At 65.7% G+C, this 15,820-nt stretch carries 9 protein-coding genes; 3 read left to right on the top strand and 6 right to left on the bottom strand.

Annotation, left to right across the window (positions count from 1 at the left end; all coding sequences use genetic code 11):
• Window positions 1-4: 4 nt before the first annotated feature.
• The gene (pulA, locus tag KA354_02205; protein MBP7933437.1) at window positions 5-1,939 is read left to right on the top strand and encodes a type I pullulanase; all 1,935 of its coding nucleotides are present in this window, start codon (window positions 5-7) and stop codon (window positions 1,937-1,939) included.
• On the opposite strand, the gene KA354_02210 is transcribed toward pulA, so the two are convergent.
• The 5 genes from KA354_02210 to KA354_02230 all read right to left on the bottom strand — a co-directional run bounded on the left by KA354_02210 (window position 1,922) and on the right by KA354_02230 (window position 6,257).
• Entirely contained in the window at window positions 1,922-2,110 is a 189-nt protein-coding gene (locus tag KA354_02210) for a hypothetical protein (protein MBP7933438.1), read from the bottom strand. The genes pulA and KA354_02210 overlap by 18 nt on opposite strands.
• 89 nt (window positions 2,111-2,199) lie before the next feature.
• Window positions 2,200-4,371, bottom strand: coding sequence for a VWA domain-containing protein (locus tag KA354_02215; protein ID MBP7933439.1), 2,172 nt, complete (start codon window positions 4,369-4,371; stop codon window positions 2,200-2,202).
• A gap of 60 nt (window positions 4,372-4,431) precedes the next feature.
• A complete protein-coding gene (locus tag KA354_02220; GenBank protein MBP7933440.1) occupies window positions 4,432-4,860 on the bottom strand; it encodes a hypothetical protein in 429 nt (142 codons plus the stop codon).
• Window positions 4,861-5,106: 246 nt separating this feature from the next.
• Entirely contained in the window at window positions 5,107-5,589 is a 483-nt protein-coding gene (locus tag KA354_02225; GenBank protein ID MBP7933441.1) for a hypothetical protein, read from the bottom strand.
• A gap of 110 nt (window positions 5,590-5,699) precedes the next feature.
• The gene (locus KA354_02230; protein MBP7933442.1) at window positions 5,700-6,257 is read right to left on the bottom strand and encodes a sigma-70 family RNA polymerase sigma factor; all 558 of its coding nucleotides are present in this window, start codon (window positions 6,255-6,257) and stop codon (window positions 5,700-5,702) included.
• 297 nt (window positions 6,258-6,554) lie between these two features.
• Between KA354_02230 and KA354_02235 the strand changes: the two genes are divergently transcribed.
• Window positions 6,555-7,748, top strand: coding sequence for a hypothetical protein (locus tag KA354_02235; GenBank protein ID MBP7933443.1), 1,194 nt, complete (start codon window positions 6,555-6,557; stop codon window positions 7,746-7,748).
• 270 nt (window positions 7,749-8,018) lie between these two features.
• Window positions 8,019-11,093, top strand: coding sequence for a lamin tail domain-containing protein (locus tag KA354_02240; protein ID MBP7933444.1), 3,075 nt, complete (start codon window positions 8,019-8,021; stop codon window positions 11,091-11,093).
• An 87-nt stretch (window positions 11,094-11,180) separates the two neighbouring features.
• On the opposite strand, the gene KA354_02245 is transcribed toward KA354_02240, so the two are convergent.
• A complete protein-coding gene (locus KA354_02245) occupies window positions 11,181-15,749 on the bottom strand; it encodes a PQQ-binding-like beta-propeller repeat protein (protein MBP7933445.1) in 4,569 nt (1,522 codons plus the stop codon).
• Window positions 15,750-15,820 lie beyond the last annotated feature (71 nt).

The raw sequence follows: 15,820 nt of genomic DNA on the forward strand, positions 1-15,820 counted from the left end.
AACCATGGGACCTTCCAAGTCCGTGCAGAACAGGCGACTCGCCCGAATCCGACTGCGCAACAGTCGTATCCTGCGGGAACGCCGGTTCGCCACCCCCCACGCCGACCTCGGCGCCGCCTACTCGTCAGCGGCCACCACCTTCCGACTGTTCGCCCCCACCGCTCGACAGGTGAGACTCGTCCTCGCCCATACACCCCAAACCGGTCAGGAACTCGTCGAGCACCACATGGCCGCCGATCACCACGGCCTGTGGGAAACCCGAATCACGGGCGATCTCGCCGGCCGATACTACGCCTACAAGCTCAGCGGCCCCGGTCTCGATCCCCGTCGCGAGGTGACGGACCTCTACGCAGTCTGCGCTCAGACCGGCCAGACCCGGGCGATGATCATCGATCTGGTCAAGACCGATCCACCCGGCTTTCGCGACCATCTCTACCACCGCCCATCACCACCCACCAACGTGGTGATCTGGGAAGTACATGTCCGCGACTTCAGCATCGCAGCCAGCTCCGGAGCGGCACATCCTGGCCAGTACCTCGCCTTCACCGAACTCGGTACACACCTCCCCGGTCATCCGGAAGTCAGCACCGGAATCGACCATCTCCGCGAACTGGGCGTTACCCACGTGCAGCTGCTTCCCGTCCAGGCGTTCGATAAACGCAACATCGAAGATGCCAACACCTATAACTGGGGCTACATGCCCGTACACTTCAACTCTCCCGACGCTTGGTTCGCAAGCTCGTCAGACGGGCCTGAATGCATCACCGAGCTCAAGGCGGCCATCCATGCCCTGCATCAGGTGGGCATCGGCGTCATCCTCGACGTGGTCTACAACCACACCTCCCCGCTGGCGGCTTTCGAAGCCCACGTGCCCGGCTACTACTACCGCCTCGATGGCCGCGGCCGGTTCGGCAACGGCTCCGGCTGCGGCAACGAGTTCCAAACCGAGAGCCCCATGGCCCGCAAGTTCATCCTCGACTCGCTCAAGTTCTGGGTGCGGGAGTACCAGGTGGACGGATTTCGCTTCGACATGATGGGCCTCATCGACTTCGTGACCATGCAAACAATCCGAGACGAGCTGTGGAAGATCGATCCGGGCATCCTGATTCACGGCGAGCCCTGGACCGCCGCCCGCACCCGATTACGCAACCGATCCGACAAGACCCGCATCCCCGGAACCGGCATCGCCGCGTTCAACGACGAATTTCGAGATGCAATCAAGGGCGACCGGGAGGGAATCGTGCCCGGCTTCATCCAGACCGGCGTCTACGCCGCGCGAATACGACGCGGCCTGGCCGGTGTCGCCGAGCAATGGCCCGCAAGCCCCCTCGACACACTCAATTACTTCGAATGCCACGACAACCTCACCGCCTGGGACAAGCTCCTGGTCAGCACGCCGGGCGCGTCCGTTGCCACCCGTGAACGAATGATGCGCTTCGCGACCCTGATCCTGCTCTGTTCGCAGGGCCGCATCCTCCTCCACGCTGGTCAGGAGTTCTGCCGGACCAAGCAGGGATGCACCAACAGCTACAACCAGCCCGACAGCATCAATCAGCTCGATTGGACGGCCAAACTTCACCATCACGCCGTATCCGGCTATCTCAAGGGACTCATCGCCCTCCGCAAAAACCATCCCGCCTTGAGACTGGCCGACGCCGCCGAAGCCCGCAAGCGGGTCTCGTTCCCAGAGAGCCCTTCTGTTCGATCGGTCGTCTGCCGGATCGACGGCCGCGAACTGCCCGGCGAGCTCGCAAACCTCATCCTCGTCCTTCTCAACGGCGCCAGAATGGACACCACCTTTAAGCTCCCCACCGGCCCGTGGTCCGTGTTCGCCGATGAAAATCAGGCCGGCATGTGGCCACTGAAGCAGATCACCGACAGGATCCTGCTTCCTGGCCACTCTGGAGCACTACTCATCCAGTCAGGGCCCGCACTCTGATTCGTGCCCGGCCCACCACGCGTCACAGGAAATGACCGCCCTGTCCTTCTTCTCGATCGCTACGACACCTTGCCGCTTGGCCGGAATCTCCCCCAGGAACAGCTCCCGAATCAGACACTTCTCACAGATCGGCTCCAGTTGTCCGGGACCCTTCATGCGATACACTTCCATCACCGCACCGATCAGCTGGCCGCTCCAATCGCCAGCAGATGGCGTGACTGCCGAGCCGTTGCCTCAAGCACGAGCCCTGCAACGCAACGTCACGGTGTCCGCTGCACGTCGCGATCGCTTGCCATCGGCTCGCCCCGGTCCGTACCCCGTTCGGCTCCCTCGACGGCCGTCTTGTATCGCACGCCTTCCGGGACTGGGACGGGAACTTGGACGGTCGTGCCGTGGTCGCCCGCCGTCCGGGTGAACGAGTCAACCGCGACAAAGGCCGTGTAGGCGGACATCAGACCGTATTCCAGGGCCAGGGATCTGACCTGGTCGATCCGCGTCCTCGCAGGTTCGCTCGTCGCCCAGTCGGAGAGGTCGGCGATCTTCATCCGGGCCCAGACCGCGGGCAGGGCCGGGTGGCGGGCGGAGGCCTCACCAAGGTGCGTAGGGACAACCATGTCACGGCGCTCGCCGCCAACCTGGCCGGTGATCCGTACGTTCGGGCCGCCCGCACCGGTGAACCGCCCCGTCACCACGACCGGTCGGCCCACGAGAAGATCGGGAACCCGCTCCGGATAGACGTCGGTCACCCGCAGCCCCCCCCAGTCGATCTGCAGATCGGTCATCGCGGGATGACTGATCCGCTCGAAGAAAGCATCCATCACCCGGCTGGCCGAGTCCTTGAGGCTCAGGTAGGCCACCGCTCCGCGGCCCACCTTGGCCATGCCTTCCATGAAGTAGCGGTTGGGCCCTTCGCCCACACCAAAGCTGAAAATGCGGGACGCGCCCAGCCGCTGGTGGGTCTCGGCAATGATCTCGGGCTCGTTGCCAATGAAGCCGTCGGTCATGAGACAGACGAAACGGAGACGACTCGGATCGTGGGGAAAGTCGAGGGCCGCCTTGACGCCCTCGATGACCATCGTACCCCCTTCACTTTCCAAGCTTCGCAGATACCTCAATCCGCGAGCAACGTTGGCGGGCGTGGCTTCAAGCGGCTTCGGGCCGAGGGCGGAGGCATTGTTCGAGAAGCGGATGATCTGGAAGCTGTCACCCGCCTCCATGCGGTGCAGAGCCCGCTCGATCGCGTTCTTGACCTGGGCGATGGGCTGACCGTCCATGCTGCCGGAGCAGTCCAGCAAGAAGATCATCTCCACCGGCTTCCGTTTGAGTGCCGCGAGCCCCTCGGGCGGATAAACCATTAGCGCGAAGAATCCACCGCGCTGATCCTGGTGGGTCAGCATGGCGGATTTGACCGCGCCGCCCGCCACCCGGTAGCGGAGAACGAAGTCCTTGTTGGGAATCGCGTCGAAGTTGCTCAGCGCCACGGTCGCCTTCTCGGGGGCGCCCTTGCGAACGGCAACGACGTGACTGAGGCACTCGATCTGCTCAATGGCGACTCCGGCCTCGATCTCGACGGAGAGGGCGATGTCGTGCCCGCTGCGTTCGCCGGGCTTGAGGTACGTCACCTCGGTGTGCTGGCCCGAACGGCCCGGCTGATCTCGCGGAGCAGAGCCCACACCGTCCGTGTTGCCGGGCGGATTGAACCGCGGACCGACGACCATCGGGAAAACAAACTCGTAGCACCCATCGAGATAGGTCAGGGTGTTGAAGTAACGGATGTTGATGTCGATGGCTTTGCCTGCCTCGATATTGGCTACCTTCTGAGTGAAAACGTTGGGCCGCTCCTGGGTGAGCAGCGATGCGACGTAGCCCTGGTCGCGGGCCTCCCGGTAGATCTCCTCAGCTTCCTTGCGGTCACGAATGATGCCGCGGATCTTGCGCTGACCAACCGTCATGACAAACTCTTTGACCGCGGCGTTGTGCGGGAGCGGGAAAACGTAGACGGCTTCGATCTTGCCCTCGTAAGGGTTGTGATACTCCTGCCGCACGTCTACCATGGCGATGTAGCCGCTGATGGCCGCCTTGACGTCGGTGTGCTTCAGCGGCAGGGGGATCTCCTTGTCACCCGGCATCTTCGCCATGAGCGCCCCTGTACCGGGTTGGCCCTCGGTCGGCTGAAAGTCGGGCTCCTCCGGCCGCTGAATGACCCACAGCTCCTCCTCGGGAGAGGGCAGCGAGCCCGGCGGGGCTTCAGGCATCCCCGCACCCCCCTTGGCCGAGTGACTCCTTGGCGATCCCTTGGGAACCTGAACTGGCAATCCCACAGCAGCCCCAAACTGCGGCCCTTCCGAACACCCCCCGCCGCTCAACACCAGACTGACCGGGCCACACGCCAGGAAGAAGAACAGCCATTCGATCCTTCGGGTCCCTTTCATCCACATGCTCCTCGTACCGTGATTGAACCCACCTTCTCGGTGTTCCGACAGCTCGACATCTCAATCCAACGACCACCCTCCGGCCGGGCCGGTACTCGTCGAGCCCGGTTTCCGCTCCTCCACGCCCACCAAGGGCGTCAGAGACTTGCCTTCAGGATCGCCAGCGGTCTGCAGCCTGACCTCGTATCCCGGCCGGCCGTCACCACTGACCTGAACGTGAATCGTAGCCATCCTCGTCCGCCCGGTGGGCAGATCCTGCCCAGTGCTGAAAGCGGCCAGAATCACCCGATGGTTCATCATGGCCGCGGGATCGTAATACGGCGGCTCGCTGAACGCCGCATGCTCACCACCCTCGATGCCGACAATCTTCACCACCCCCGACTCGGCCATCAGCTCTACCTGGTAGGCCGCTAACCGCCGACCCCGTGAATCGATGTACACATCAACCGCCTCAAAGCGGAACACCGGTTGTGTTCTTGTGTCAGCCATGGCCTGAGCATCAGTCGTCATCATTGGGTTCGTTTGGCCAAATAGCACCTGCCGCCATCCCCCGGGCACGCCATGGCGAACCGCGCCACCGCTGACCGCTGACCCCTGAGCGCTGATCGCTCCTGACCCCTGACCGCTGATCGCTCCCATTGGCTTCGTTTCGCCAGGAAAAGTGAGGCCCAGTATCGCCAACGTCAGTATCACCAAGTCCATGTTACTCATGACTTTGTCACCCGGTATGCGTGGTCAGTTGGTCAGACGAACCGCCCGGTACGCGACCAGATCCACATCCCGGCGGTCGAGGACACCGTCACGGTTCATGTCCCAGGCCGCCTGCCCCAGAACACCCCTGTCGATGCCCTTGGCCAACGTGAGAGCATCCAGAATGTCCACCCGCCCGTCACCATTGACGTCCTCCCGATCAGCCTGGGCAACCGTCACCGGAGGTCCCGACGGAGACGCGGTCTCCCGCCCCGGACGCCCGATCAGCCCCCCGATCCACACGATACCGGCCACACAGGCCGCCGCCGTCCCGATCGACACCGCCCGAACCACCAACCGCCTCCGCCGTTGCCTCGCCATCACCCGCCGGGCCGCGACCAGCACATCCTCATCCACCAGCGGCGGCACGCTCGGCGCCGCCCCAAACAAGGCACGCAGATCGTTTGCCAGCTCCTGCGGAGCTTCGGGGCCCCCGGGATCGAAGCTGGGACCATTCCGGTCGGCCATGTCATTGTCTCCTATCCTGAAGGGCGCCGAGGTGCCGAAAGGTTCAACCAACCCGCACCCCACGCCAGGTCTCTTACCGCACGAGCACATCCATGAACCACGACCATGCGTCAGGCACCGAAGTACCTCCGAGTCCGCGGATCCGCCCGCAAGGCGGCCAGGGCATGATGAAGCCGCGACTTCACCGTCCCCGTCGGCACGGCCAGGGCCTCGCCGATCTCGTGCAACTCCATGTCGTCCACGAAACGCATAAGTACCGTCTCCCGCTGGGCTTCCGGCAGACCGGCCAGCACCTCGAGCAGGTCGGCACGAGCCATCGGGCCACCCTCGGAAGCGACGGCCGCCGCCGAGGACATCGCCGCCTCATCAGAGGCAAACCGACCTCGCTTACGCCGAGCAGCCTGAGCGAGATGCTTCACGACCGGGTACAGAAACGTGGTCATGCGGGCGGACAGCCGCAAACCGGGCAACTTGCCCAGGAGGTAAATGAATGTCTCCTGAAGGACATCCAACGCGTCGTCAGGATGCCCCGTCCAGCGGAGCGCCAGCCGGGTCACCCAATCACGATACCGGTAGTAAAGAGCCTCGAAGGCCGCCGAGTCGCCCCCCCGGGCCGCAGCCAATAGGTCCTCGTCGCTCCGCGGGTCTGACTCGGAATATGGCCGCAAGATCGATTCGCTCCAACGCCGCACGCCCCGCCCAACGACACCCACACCCCCTGTTCCGTATGAGGCTGCAATACGCATACCCCGGATCGCGGCCCCCTTCCAGTGGCTAGAGCAAAGGAGAACTGCCGTGCTATTCAACCGGGTCCCACGACAGACGGGCACTCCAAGCTTCACGCCCAGCACCCGAGACGGTAAGCTGGGCAACGCAGAGGCAGGATTCACGTGACTCCTGCAAAGAGCCGATTGCCCCAAGCTGGCTACTGAATACTGACCGCTGACTGCTGATCGCTGCTTACCATGCCCCGATTCGACGCTGCCGACGAGTACTTCAACCGCTCGTACGAGACCGTGACCGGCACACCCTATGAGCAGATTCCGGTCGTCTACGGCGTGTTCAGCCGCGAGCCAGGAATGATCACCGGCATGCAGGATGTGCTGGAGCTGGTCAACAACCACTGCCCCGGGCCGGTCACCGTCCGAGCCCTGTCCGATGGCGATCGGTTCGAGCCAATGCAGATGGTGATGACCCTCGAGGGCCCCTTCGGGCAATTGGTGACGCTGGAAACAACCTATCTCGGCATCCTGTCCCTCTCCGCCGCGACCACCAACATGGCGGCCATCGTCGAGGCAGCCAATCCGGCCCAGGTCATCGATATGGCCGCCCGGCACTACCCGCCCGAACTGCTCGTGGCGATCGCCGAGGCGGCCGCGGTCGGCGGAGCGGCCGGAACCACCACACCGCTCGGCCATGCGGCCGTCATCACCCGTTACGGCATCAGCGACGACCGCATCCAGATCGGTTCACGCGATTCCACATCCTTCAGACTCCATGCAACCATCCCCCACGCCCTCAACGCCGTCTACGGCGGCAGCAGCATCGAAAGTGCGGCCGCATACAACAACCGCTGCCCGGCCACACCCCTGACCGTACTCCTGGACTACGAAGGACGCGAGCGCGACACCTGCTCGGAGGCAGTCAAACGGTTCGGATCCAGCTTGTACGGCGTGCGGCTGGACACCCCCGCCAATCGCGTCCACCAGGGCGGACACGAGAAGGCCGACCGGGCTCTGGAAATGCGCATCCTCTCGCAAGTCCCCGCCGCCAACCGCAAGGCAGCCATGGCCGCCCTCGCCCGGCACGGCTTCGGCCCAGGAGTCACCATCGAGGCCGCCTACGCCATCCGCGATCTGCTCGACAAGCTCGGCTCGCGCCACACCCGGCTCGTGCTCAGCGGTGGCTTCGATCTGGATAAGGTCCGGACGTTCCGCCTCTGCAACGCCCCGGCGGACTACATCGCCACCGGTTCGTGGGTTCGTTTCGGCATCTTCACCAGCGACATCCTCCGCGTTTTTGAGAACGACCAGTGGATCCCGCGCTGCAAGACCGGGCGCCGCAGCGAACTGATCGAGCCGGATGGACTCCCCATCGTGCTCCAGAAGAACCCCCCGGCGGCCTCGCCCTCCGAGACCGACGAGCCTAAAGTACCTTGAGTGCTCGGCTTAGCGCCCCCTTCACCAGGGGCCTCTCCGGGCAGCAGGCCGGGCCGGCAGGAATTGTGAATCGGCTTTACGCCCGGCTCACCGGCGTTGAACAAATTCGACTTGGTTTCCACCGGTCGAAGCGAGATAATGGGCCACGCCCAGGGGGTGTCGGAGGCGCCCCCGTTCTTCCCGAGAGTGTCCTGAATCGAGAGACGCGGCAGCAGCAGTGCTCTCCAGAGTACCATGCCCATCTCTAACTTCTGAAAGGAGGCCATCACGATGTCCCATCGTCCCCCCCGTATCGTCGCCCTCGCCTGTGCCACCCTGGCCGTGACCGCCGGCACCGGCCTGGCTGGGACAATCGCCGACGCCAAGACACACGCCGCGGGTGAGACGGTGACGATCGACAGCGCGGTCATCACCTCCACCACCGACCTGATCAACAGCTCCTCAAGCGATTCAATGTACATCCAGGATGAAACCGGCGGCCTCACCATCTACGGCTCACCAACGGCTATCGGGGCCATCCTCGCCATCGCCGGGGAAGGCGACGCCATCAGCATCACCGGCAAAGTCGTCATCTACAACGGGCTGTTCGAACTGGGCACCCCCTTCACCGATGTGGTCAAGCTCGGACATCCCGGCGTCCCGGCACCGACCGAAGTCGCCGTCGCAGACTTCCAGGACAATAGCCCCACCGCCGAAGCAATGGAGAGCAAACTGGTCAAGCTCGGGAACGTCGTCTTCAACCAGACCGGCAACTTTGCCTACAACGTCAACTACACGGTCAAGGACGCCAACAACCCCGCTCCAACACCCGCGGCCACGACCCGCGTGTCCACGTCACTGCTCAACCTCGTGGGCGAGCCCATCCCGACCGTCGCAGTCGACCTGGTCGGCATCTTCAGCCAGTATAGCTTCAGCAACCCCGCCGCCGGCTACCAGCTCCTGCTACGCAGCAAGTCCGACGTGATCCCGGTCAACGGCAACTTCCCGCCTAACGTCCTCGCCCCGCCACCCCTCGCCATTAACCAAGGCGCCAGCCCCATTACCCTGACCATCCAGGCCACCGACCCGGACAACGGACCGTTCCCGCTCAAGTACAGCGTCAAAACCGGAGCCGCCGGCACCGGACCCTCGCTGAGCCTGCCCTTCTGCGGCACCCTGACCGATCCCGCAAGCACCCCGGCCGGCAATGACGTCACGGCCGGCGGCCCACTGGTCGGCAACCAGGTCGTGTTGACACCCAACCCCGACGCGAGCGGATGGTTCGTCTTCACCCTGGCGGCCGACGATGGCGCCAACACCGGCGAGGCCAAGGTCAACGTCTTCATCCAGGACAGCACCCGGGCGGTCATCACCGAAATCATGTACGCACCCGCCAACAACAATCCCGACGAGGCCAACTTCGACAGCGACTGGGAGTGGATCGAGATCACCAACCGCACCGATACCGACATCTACCTGGGATCCCTCCTCGACGGCGCCCTGACCACCCAGGACAACCTCTACTATCTCACCCTCCCCGCCAACGCCACCCTCGTGCTCGCCAAGCCCGACCGCGCAGTCTGGACCCGATCCATGTTCCTCACCGAGTGGAGCCCGCTGGCCGACACCACCGTCCTCCAAATGTTCGGCTACGGACTCGAGGGCGAACCGAGGCTGGGTAACGGCGGCGACCTCCTGCGATTGTTCGACGCCGACGGGAGACTGCTCGACGTGGTCGCTTTCACCAACGGCGACGGCTGGCCAATCGCCAACTACCAGAGCAGCATCTACCTGCGACACGACGCCATCGACACCGCCGCGAACGACAACGGGACCAACTGGCAGCTGTCCGTCTCCGGCTCCTGTGACGCCTGGACCACGCCCGGCGGAGACATCGGCAGCCCAGGGATCATACCCAGTAATGACTGTAGCTTCCCGCCAACCGCCGACAACCTCGAGGCCTTCGTCACCCAAGACAGCTCGGCCGGCGTGGCCATCACCCTGGCGGGCTCCGACCCGGACGGCAACGAGGTGACCTTCCAGATCGTCACCGATCCGGCCAGCGGTACCATGACCGACCCGGACAACAACGACGCCAGCGTGGGCGCCGGCAGCACCCTGGCCGGTACCCACGTCCGCTACTTCCCGGCCACGGGCATGAGCGGCGACGTCACCTTCACCTACAAGGTCAACGACGGCTCAAACGACTCGCCAACGGCCACCGTCACCGTCCACATCATTCCACCCGCCCCGGACAAGGTGATCATCACCGAGATCATGTACAACCCGAGCAACCTCGACGCCAATTGGGAGTGGGTCGAAGTCCACAACCTGACCGACAACCCCGTCGATCTCAAGACCCTCAACGACGCCAAGAACGAGAACGACGGGAACCTGGCTGGCATGACCCTGCTGGCCCACGAAACCAGAATCATTGTGAAGGAGGAAATCGCTGGAGCGAACCCCCGGACACTCGCCGACTTCCTCGCGGAATGGTCGCCTCTGACCGCCGACCAGGTGCTCGCCATCGGCGGCACCAGCATCCTGCCCGCCCTGAACAACACCGGCGGCGATACCCTCACGCTCATCGGCGCGGACAACGCCGTCCTCGATACCGTCGTCTACGAAGTCGACAGCGCCAATGGCTGGCCCAGCAATGACGGCAGGGCCAGCATCTACCTCCAGGCCGGATCCCTGACCACCGCGGGCAACGACCTCGGAACCCACTGGGCCCTGTCAGTCGACGGCACCGACGGAGCGTACCGCAGCGCGACCAGCGAAACCGACATAACCTACGACGTGGGCAGCCCCGGCATCCTGCCCAGCAGCATCCCCGTCACCCCGCCGGCCGTTCTCTCCATGGCCTCACGCAAGAGCCACGGCACCACCGGAACATTCGACATCCTCAACACAGATGCCAAGCCGATCGAGTGCCGCAAGGGCGGACCGACCCAGCTGGTCGTCACCTTCGACAAGACCATCGCCCAAGTGACCGGCACGAACGCCGATGTTAGCCTCTCCAGCGGGACCGTCGATTCCCTGGTCATCGACGGCCCCACCCTGACCATCAACCTGACCGGGACCGCGGATTCCGCCACCCTCGTCGTCGGCTTCGCGGGCATCGCCGCCAGCGGTACTCCCACCGCGCAAGTGACCGACACGGCCCGCATCTGCGTCCAGATCGGCGATGTGAACCAGGATGGCAGGGTCAACGTGCTCGACATGACCCGAGTACGCAACAACACCGGGGCTACCATCGCGACGACCAACTTCACGGCCGACCTCAATGTGGACGGCAGAGTGAACACGCTGGACATGACCACCGTGCGCCTCAACCTCGGCAAGGTGCCGATCAACTGCCCGTGAGCGCAAGAGTTCCTAGGTGGTTAAAGGTTCTTCAGGGCCGGCCGCGATGACCCGACCGACGTCGATACTCCCCGCCCGAGCCGCCTCTCATCGCGGGCATGGGAACTGAAGCCAGGTCGACTCCAGGAGAACATCGACCCTGTCCGGCCAGACCTGAACGTCCAGGATCGACCGACCCGCAACCCCCGCGGGCTGGGTCGGCACGACCGGCTGGCCAATGGCCCGCCCCGTCGCCTTGTCCAGGAGCAGCAGCCGCGGAACCATCACCCCGAGGCGCGACTCCACCGCGACCACGTCCTGGTCATGGTCGGACACCTGGCCGCCGGCCCGGGCAGGCGAAGGTTCGGCAGCCACGATCGAGGCGATCGGGATGGCGTTGGCCGAGGCCTTCAGCACCTCGGCGGACAGATGCGTCCGGGCGGGAAGCTCACCCTGCTGCCAGATGACCGAACCATCGGCCATCCGCAGGGCGGCGACACCCCACCGCTGCCGCTCGATGCCGAGCCGAGCCCCGCCCGTCGCCCGTCTCTGCATCCCGCATACGTACAGGATGCCGCCCTGGACAACGCCGTCGAGAACGCCTTCGGCACAAGCCTCCACCCGGGTCTGCCAGCACACCTTGCCGCTCAAGGGATCCACCAGCGAAAGCTGCCCGGACTGATCGGCGACGGCCAGCAGATCCGGCGCGGGCTTGAAGAGCTGGGCGATTCGGTCCGTCCCGGCCAGCCGCCAGCGCTCTACTCCGGGCGTGGCCAGGTTGAAGGCGGCCACATCCTGAGCCTGCGCCGGGCCGCAGATCACGCCGTCGAACAGCATGATGCTGACCCGATCGTCACCCTGAACGAATGAGCAAGAACCGATCGTTCGCCCGTCGGAGAGAGCGAAGATGTCCACGTGCTCGAGGCCGGCTTCCATCGCGACCACATACTCGCCCCGGGCCCGAACCCAGTACCAGGACTGCCGGTTGTTGGTCCGTTGCCACAGCACGCGGTCGCCGGCATCGGCCCGGCAGACCTCGAGCCGGCCACGGGCGTCCGCGCTGATCACGTATCCCTGGTGCAACCACACCCACGCATCCGAGAACGCCGATTCCCGAGCCGCGGTGAGCGGGGGATCGAAGGGCCGCGACCAGAGCCGCCGCCCGGTCAGCGTGCCCAGTGCGTAGAGGCCCACCGGACTGCTCATCACCAGCGTCTGCCCCTCGATAACTCCTCGGACGCGCGAACGGTTGCGCCGGCCGGAACGCAGCAGCAAGTCCATCCTGCGCTCCTGCTGGCTCTCCTGTTCCGATTCGACACTCAGTTCGTGCAGCAGGCGCAGGTCGGCCTCCCATAGGGGCGGGGCGAGCACCGCAGCCGCCTGGGCCTCCACCCGGCTCGTGCCCTCCAGGACGAGCCGTTTGTCAACCAGCGGTTCGGAGCGGTCACCCCTGACCAGAATCGGGACGCGATCACTGGGAGAAACCACTTGAGGCGGACCCGGTACCCCAAGCACCGCCGGAGCCAGCGCCGCCTGATGCCGAGTCAGCATCTCCGTCGCCACGCGCTCTCGAAGCCGGGCCGCAAGCTGCGCAGCGGGCAGCGTCTTCCGATCCTCACCGACCGGCGCCACCGCCCGCTCGGCGGAAGGATCGAGCAGCAGGTCCGCGGGCAGCGGAACCGAGGCGAACTCGCCGGCCAGGCGATCCAGCAATGCGACCGCCGCGGCGGGCTGATGCAGGTCCTCGGGCTGCAGATACAGCCCCGCCAGCCGAGCGATGGCCTCGGCCTTCACGCCGGGCGGTGACGCGGGATGGTGCATGGCTCGAGCAAAGCACCTTTCGGCCTGCTCGAAGCGATACTCGCTTGCCGCCCACGCGCCCAGCAGGACGGCAGCCTCGCACGACGGCTGGCCCAGTTCCTCACTCTCCATCGCCCAGCCCAGGAAAGCCTGCTCCTCCTCTTCACTTTCCCGACGAAAACGGGTGCGGATCTCAGCCAGAAAGACCCTCTGATCACCTTCGGACAGATCCCCCAGGGCCTTGGCCAGCCGCCGGGCCGCCAGCATGCGAGCCCGGCTCTCGTACCCCTCGCCCTGGTTCAGCATCTCGTCGCCGGCTGCACTCAGTACCAGTGAAAGGTACTGGCGGCATGCATCGAGCACGCGGCGGTTGCGATGGTAATGGTCGCCCAGGGCCACCGCGGTGTGGATCGCGTCGCCCGGCGAGCGAGCGATGGCTCGGGCCTGTTCGAGCAATTCCAGGGCCCGGGCCGGGGCCAGGTCGGGCCCCGAAGCCAAGTCCAGCATGGCCGTCACCTTGAGGTGAACCAGGTGGCTGTAACGCTGCGGACTGTGGGCCTCGAACGCGGGCGGCACCGCGCCCAGAACGACCAGGGCGGCGTCGGGTTTGCCGCGAAGCAGTTCCAGCCAGGCCAGGCGAATCGCCGCCGAACCGTCGGCCGGCTCGGCACCGTGCCGGGCCAAGGCGTCCCGGTAGCCCTGGCCCAGGTCCGGATACTTGTGGACGTCGAAGGCCGCCAGGCTGTAGAGGGCTCCGTCCCAGGCCAACAGGTTGCCCAGAGGCTCACGCTCGCCCTGTGGAGGCACATCGATGGCTCGTCCACTGCCCGCATCCATCGCCACCAGACCGGACACGGTGGGCAGGTAAAGCCGGTCGCCCGCGAGAATGCCCCGCCCGCTGGCCTCGGCGCAGGGCTGCGTCCAAACCGGCCGACCGGTCTCGATATCCGCGGCCACCACGGTCTCGCCGCCCAGCCACACCCGCTGATCGGTTGCGGCGATGACGTACTGAGCATTGGCCCGCGGCACCATCCACCGGATCCGCCCGCTCGCCCGGTCGATGCACAGGAGAAAGTCGGCGTCCTGGGGAGCCAGGAGTACCACGTCGGCCACAGCCATCGCCGGCGTGGGCAGCCAGGAATCGCCGATGGTCTTACCTGCGGCCTGGTCGTACCGCGACACCCAGCGAATCGAGAAGTCGCTTGCTTCCATGGCCACCAGGACGCCTCGCCCGGTGGGGAAGTAGACCACTCCGTCGACCACGCACGGGGACAAGGCGTACAGGGGATCGAACAGTTCCGATCCGATCCCGCAGAGGTAGATGTGCCGGACCAGTCCCCCGGTTTGAGGATCAAGCACGATGGCGTACAGATCCGAACCCAGCCGGCAAGGCGCCACCAGATGATCACCCAAGACCACCGGCACGGCCAGGAACTGGGCCCCAGCCAGATCGGGGCTGTTCTCCGTGGACCAGAGGAGCTTGCCGTCCGCCATGGCGTAGGCCGCCAGCCGGTTCGGGACTAGCCCGGCAGGGGCATAGTAGCCCCGCTGGAGCATCGGCTGCCCGTTGGGATTCCACAGCGGAATCGGATCCGGCAGCCGGACGGGCCACTCGATCGTGAGTGCACTTCCGAAGGCCAGTGCCACTCCCCCGCCCACACTGTCGCCATAGACCTGGGTAACCAGCGAATGCCGCGCCAGAACGGCATCCGGGTCGTTACCTCCCTGGACCACCCATCCGCCCGGCCCAAGCACAACGCCCTGCTGGATCAGCTGCGGGGGGACCTGGGCGACCTCGGTGGCAGGCGTCTCGCTCTGCCAGACGATCTCGAACGTCTCGCTGTCCAGGGCGAGCAACTGGTCTGCGGCCTTGAAAAGCACGAGCCGACCGTCCGTGACCGGCAGCGCCGCAGGCAGGAGCTTCTGCCGGACGGCGAAGCGCTGGAGCCGGCCCAGCCCTTCGCGCGGGGGTGTGATCGGCAAGGCCATGTGCCAGGGCAACTCGGGCGGGAACGCCGGCTCGACCGCCGGCATGGGCCCCGAACGAGCCGCGGTGCCCATCGCGATCGGCCAACCGGCCGCCCGCTGCGCGGCCCGCGCGGGCTGAGCCTTGTCGAGCAACACCCGCAACTGCCGGACCCGCTCGTCGCGCCGCGAGGGATCCGCCGCGTCCGGCTGGGCGGTCGCCGCCTCGGCCAGCCGTTCGGCGGCACGTTCGGGTTGGCCCAGCCTGGCCAGGCAGATCGCCCAGCGGGATGGTACGACCCAGGTGGGAAGATCGGAATCCGGGTAGACCGTCCGCAACCACTGCAGCACGCTGGCCGCTTCAGAGAACCGCCCCTCGTCCATGAGCCAGTCGGCCAGGGTGACGGCCGCTTCGTCGCCGACCCCGGACAGCAGGAAGCGATCCGCCACCGTCCGGCACAGGTCGAGATCGTGCTCCCGTTTGGCCTGCTCGAACAAGGCGGCGGCCTCACCGTCATGGACCAGTCGGTAGGCCTGGCGGCCCGCCTCGGGCAGTTGGGCCAAAGCCCGTTGGGCGTGCCGCCGAGCCGACTCATAGAGCTGCCCGTCCGCCGTCAGCACATGCTCGCCGGGCAGTTCAATGATCCGCTGCAGCGAGTCGATGGCGAGCTTCCAATCCTGGCGTTCGATGCCGTCGTTTGCCCGGCTCAGCAGCGTGCTCGCCTCCTCGCTGGGATGCAGCACCGCCGCGTAGGGACCGGCCGAGGCGTGTTGCGTTTCTGCCGGCCGGCTCTGGCTCCGATTCGTTGGCGGGGCGGCCTGCCAAGCCGCTCCAGCCCCCACCGCGGTCACCAAGACCAGCGAGGCGGCCGCGCAGAGAACGACCGAGAGTCTGGGGTGAGCTTGCTGCATGCGATCTCGATTCCGACATTCGATTCTATCGGTCGAACATGGGGGCGTCGAGGAGCAACGGTTGCACGCTA

The organism is Phycisphaerae bacterium (assembly GCA_018003015.1).
Classification (GTDB): Bacteria; Planctomycetota; Phycisphaerae; order UBA1845; family PWPN01; genus JAGNEZ01.

Excerpts from the sequence above, each read along its gene's own strand:
- pulA (MBP7933437.1), top strand. The coding sequence starts at position 5 with ATGGGACCTTCCAAGTCCGTGCAGAACAGGCGACTCGCCCGAATCCGA.
- KA354_02210 (MBP7933438.1), bottom strand. The coding sequence starts at position 2,110 with ATGGAAGTGTATCGCATGAAGGGTCCCGGACAACTGGAGCCGATCTGT.
- KA354_02215 (MBP7933439.1), bottom strand. The coding sequence starts at position 4,371 with ATGAAAGGGACCCGAAGGATCGAATGGCTGTTCTTCTTCCTGGCGTGT.
- KA354_02220 (MBP7933440.1), bottom strand. The coding sequence starts at position 4,860 with ATGGCTGACACAAGAACACAACCGGTGTTCCGCTTTGAGGCGGTTGAT.
- KA354_02225 (MBP7933441.1), bottom strand. The coding sequence starts at position 5,589 with ATGGCCGACCGGAATGGTCCCAGCTTCGATCCCGGGGGCCCCGAAGCT.
- KA354_02235 (MBP7933443.1), top strand. The coding sequence starts at position 6,555 with ATGCCCCGATTCGACGCTGCCGACGAGTACTTCAACCGCTCGTACGAG.
- KA354_02240 (MBP7933444.1), top strand. The coding sequence starts at position 8,019 with ATGTCCCATCGTCCCCCCCGTATCGTCGCCCTCGCCTGTGCCACCCTG.
- KA354_02245 (MBP7933445.1), bottom strand. The coding sequence starts at position 15,749 with ATGCAGCAAGCTCACCCCAGACTCTCGGTCGTTCTCTGCGCGGCCGCC.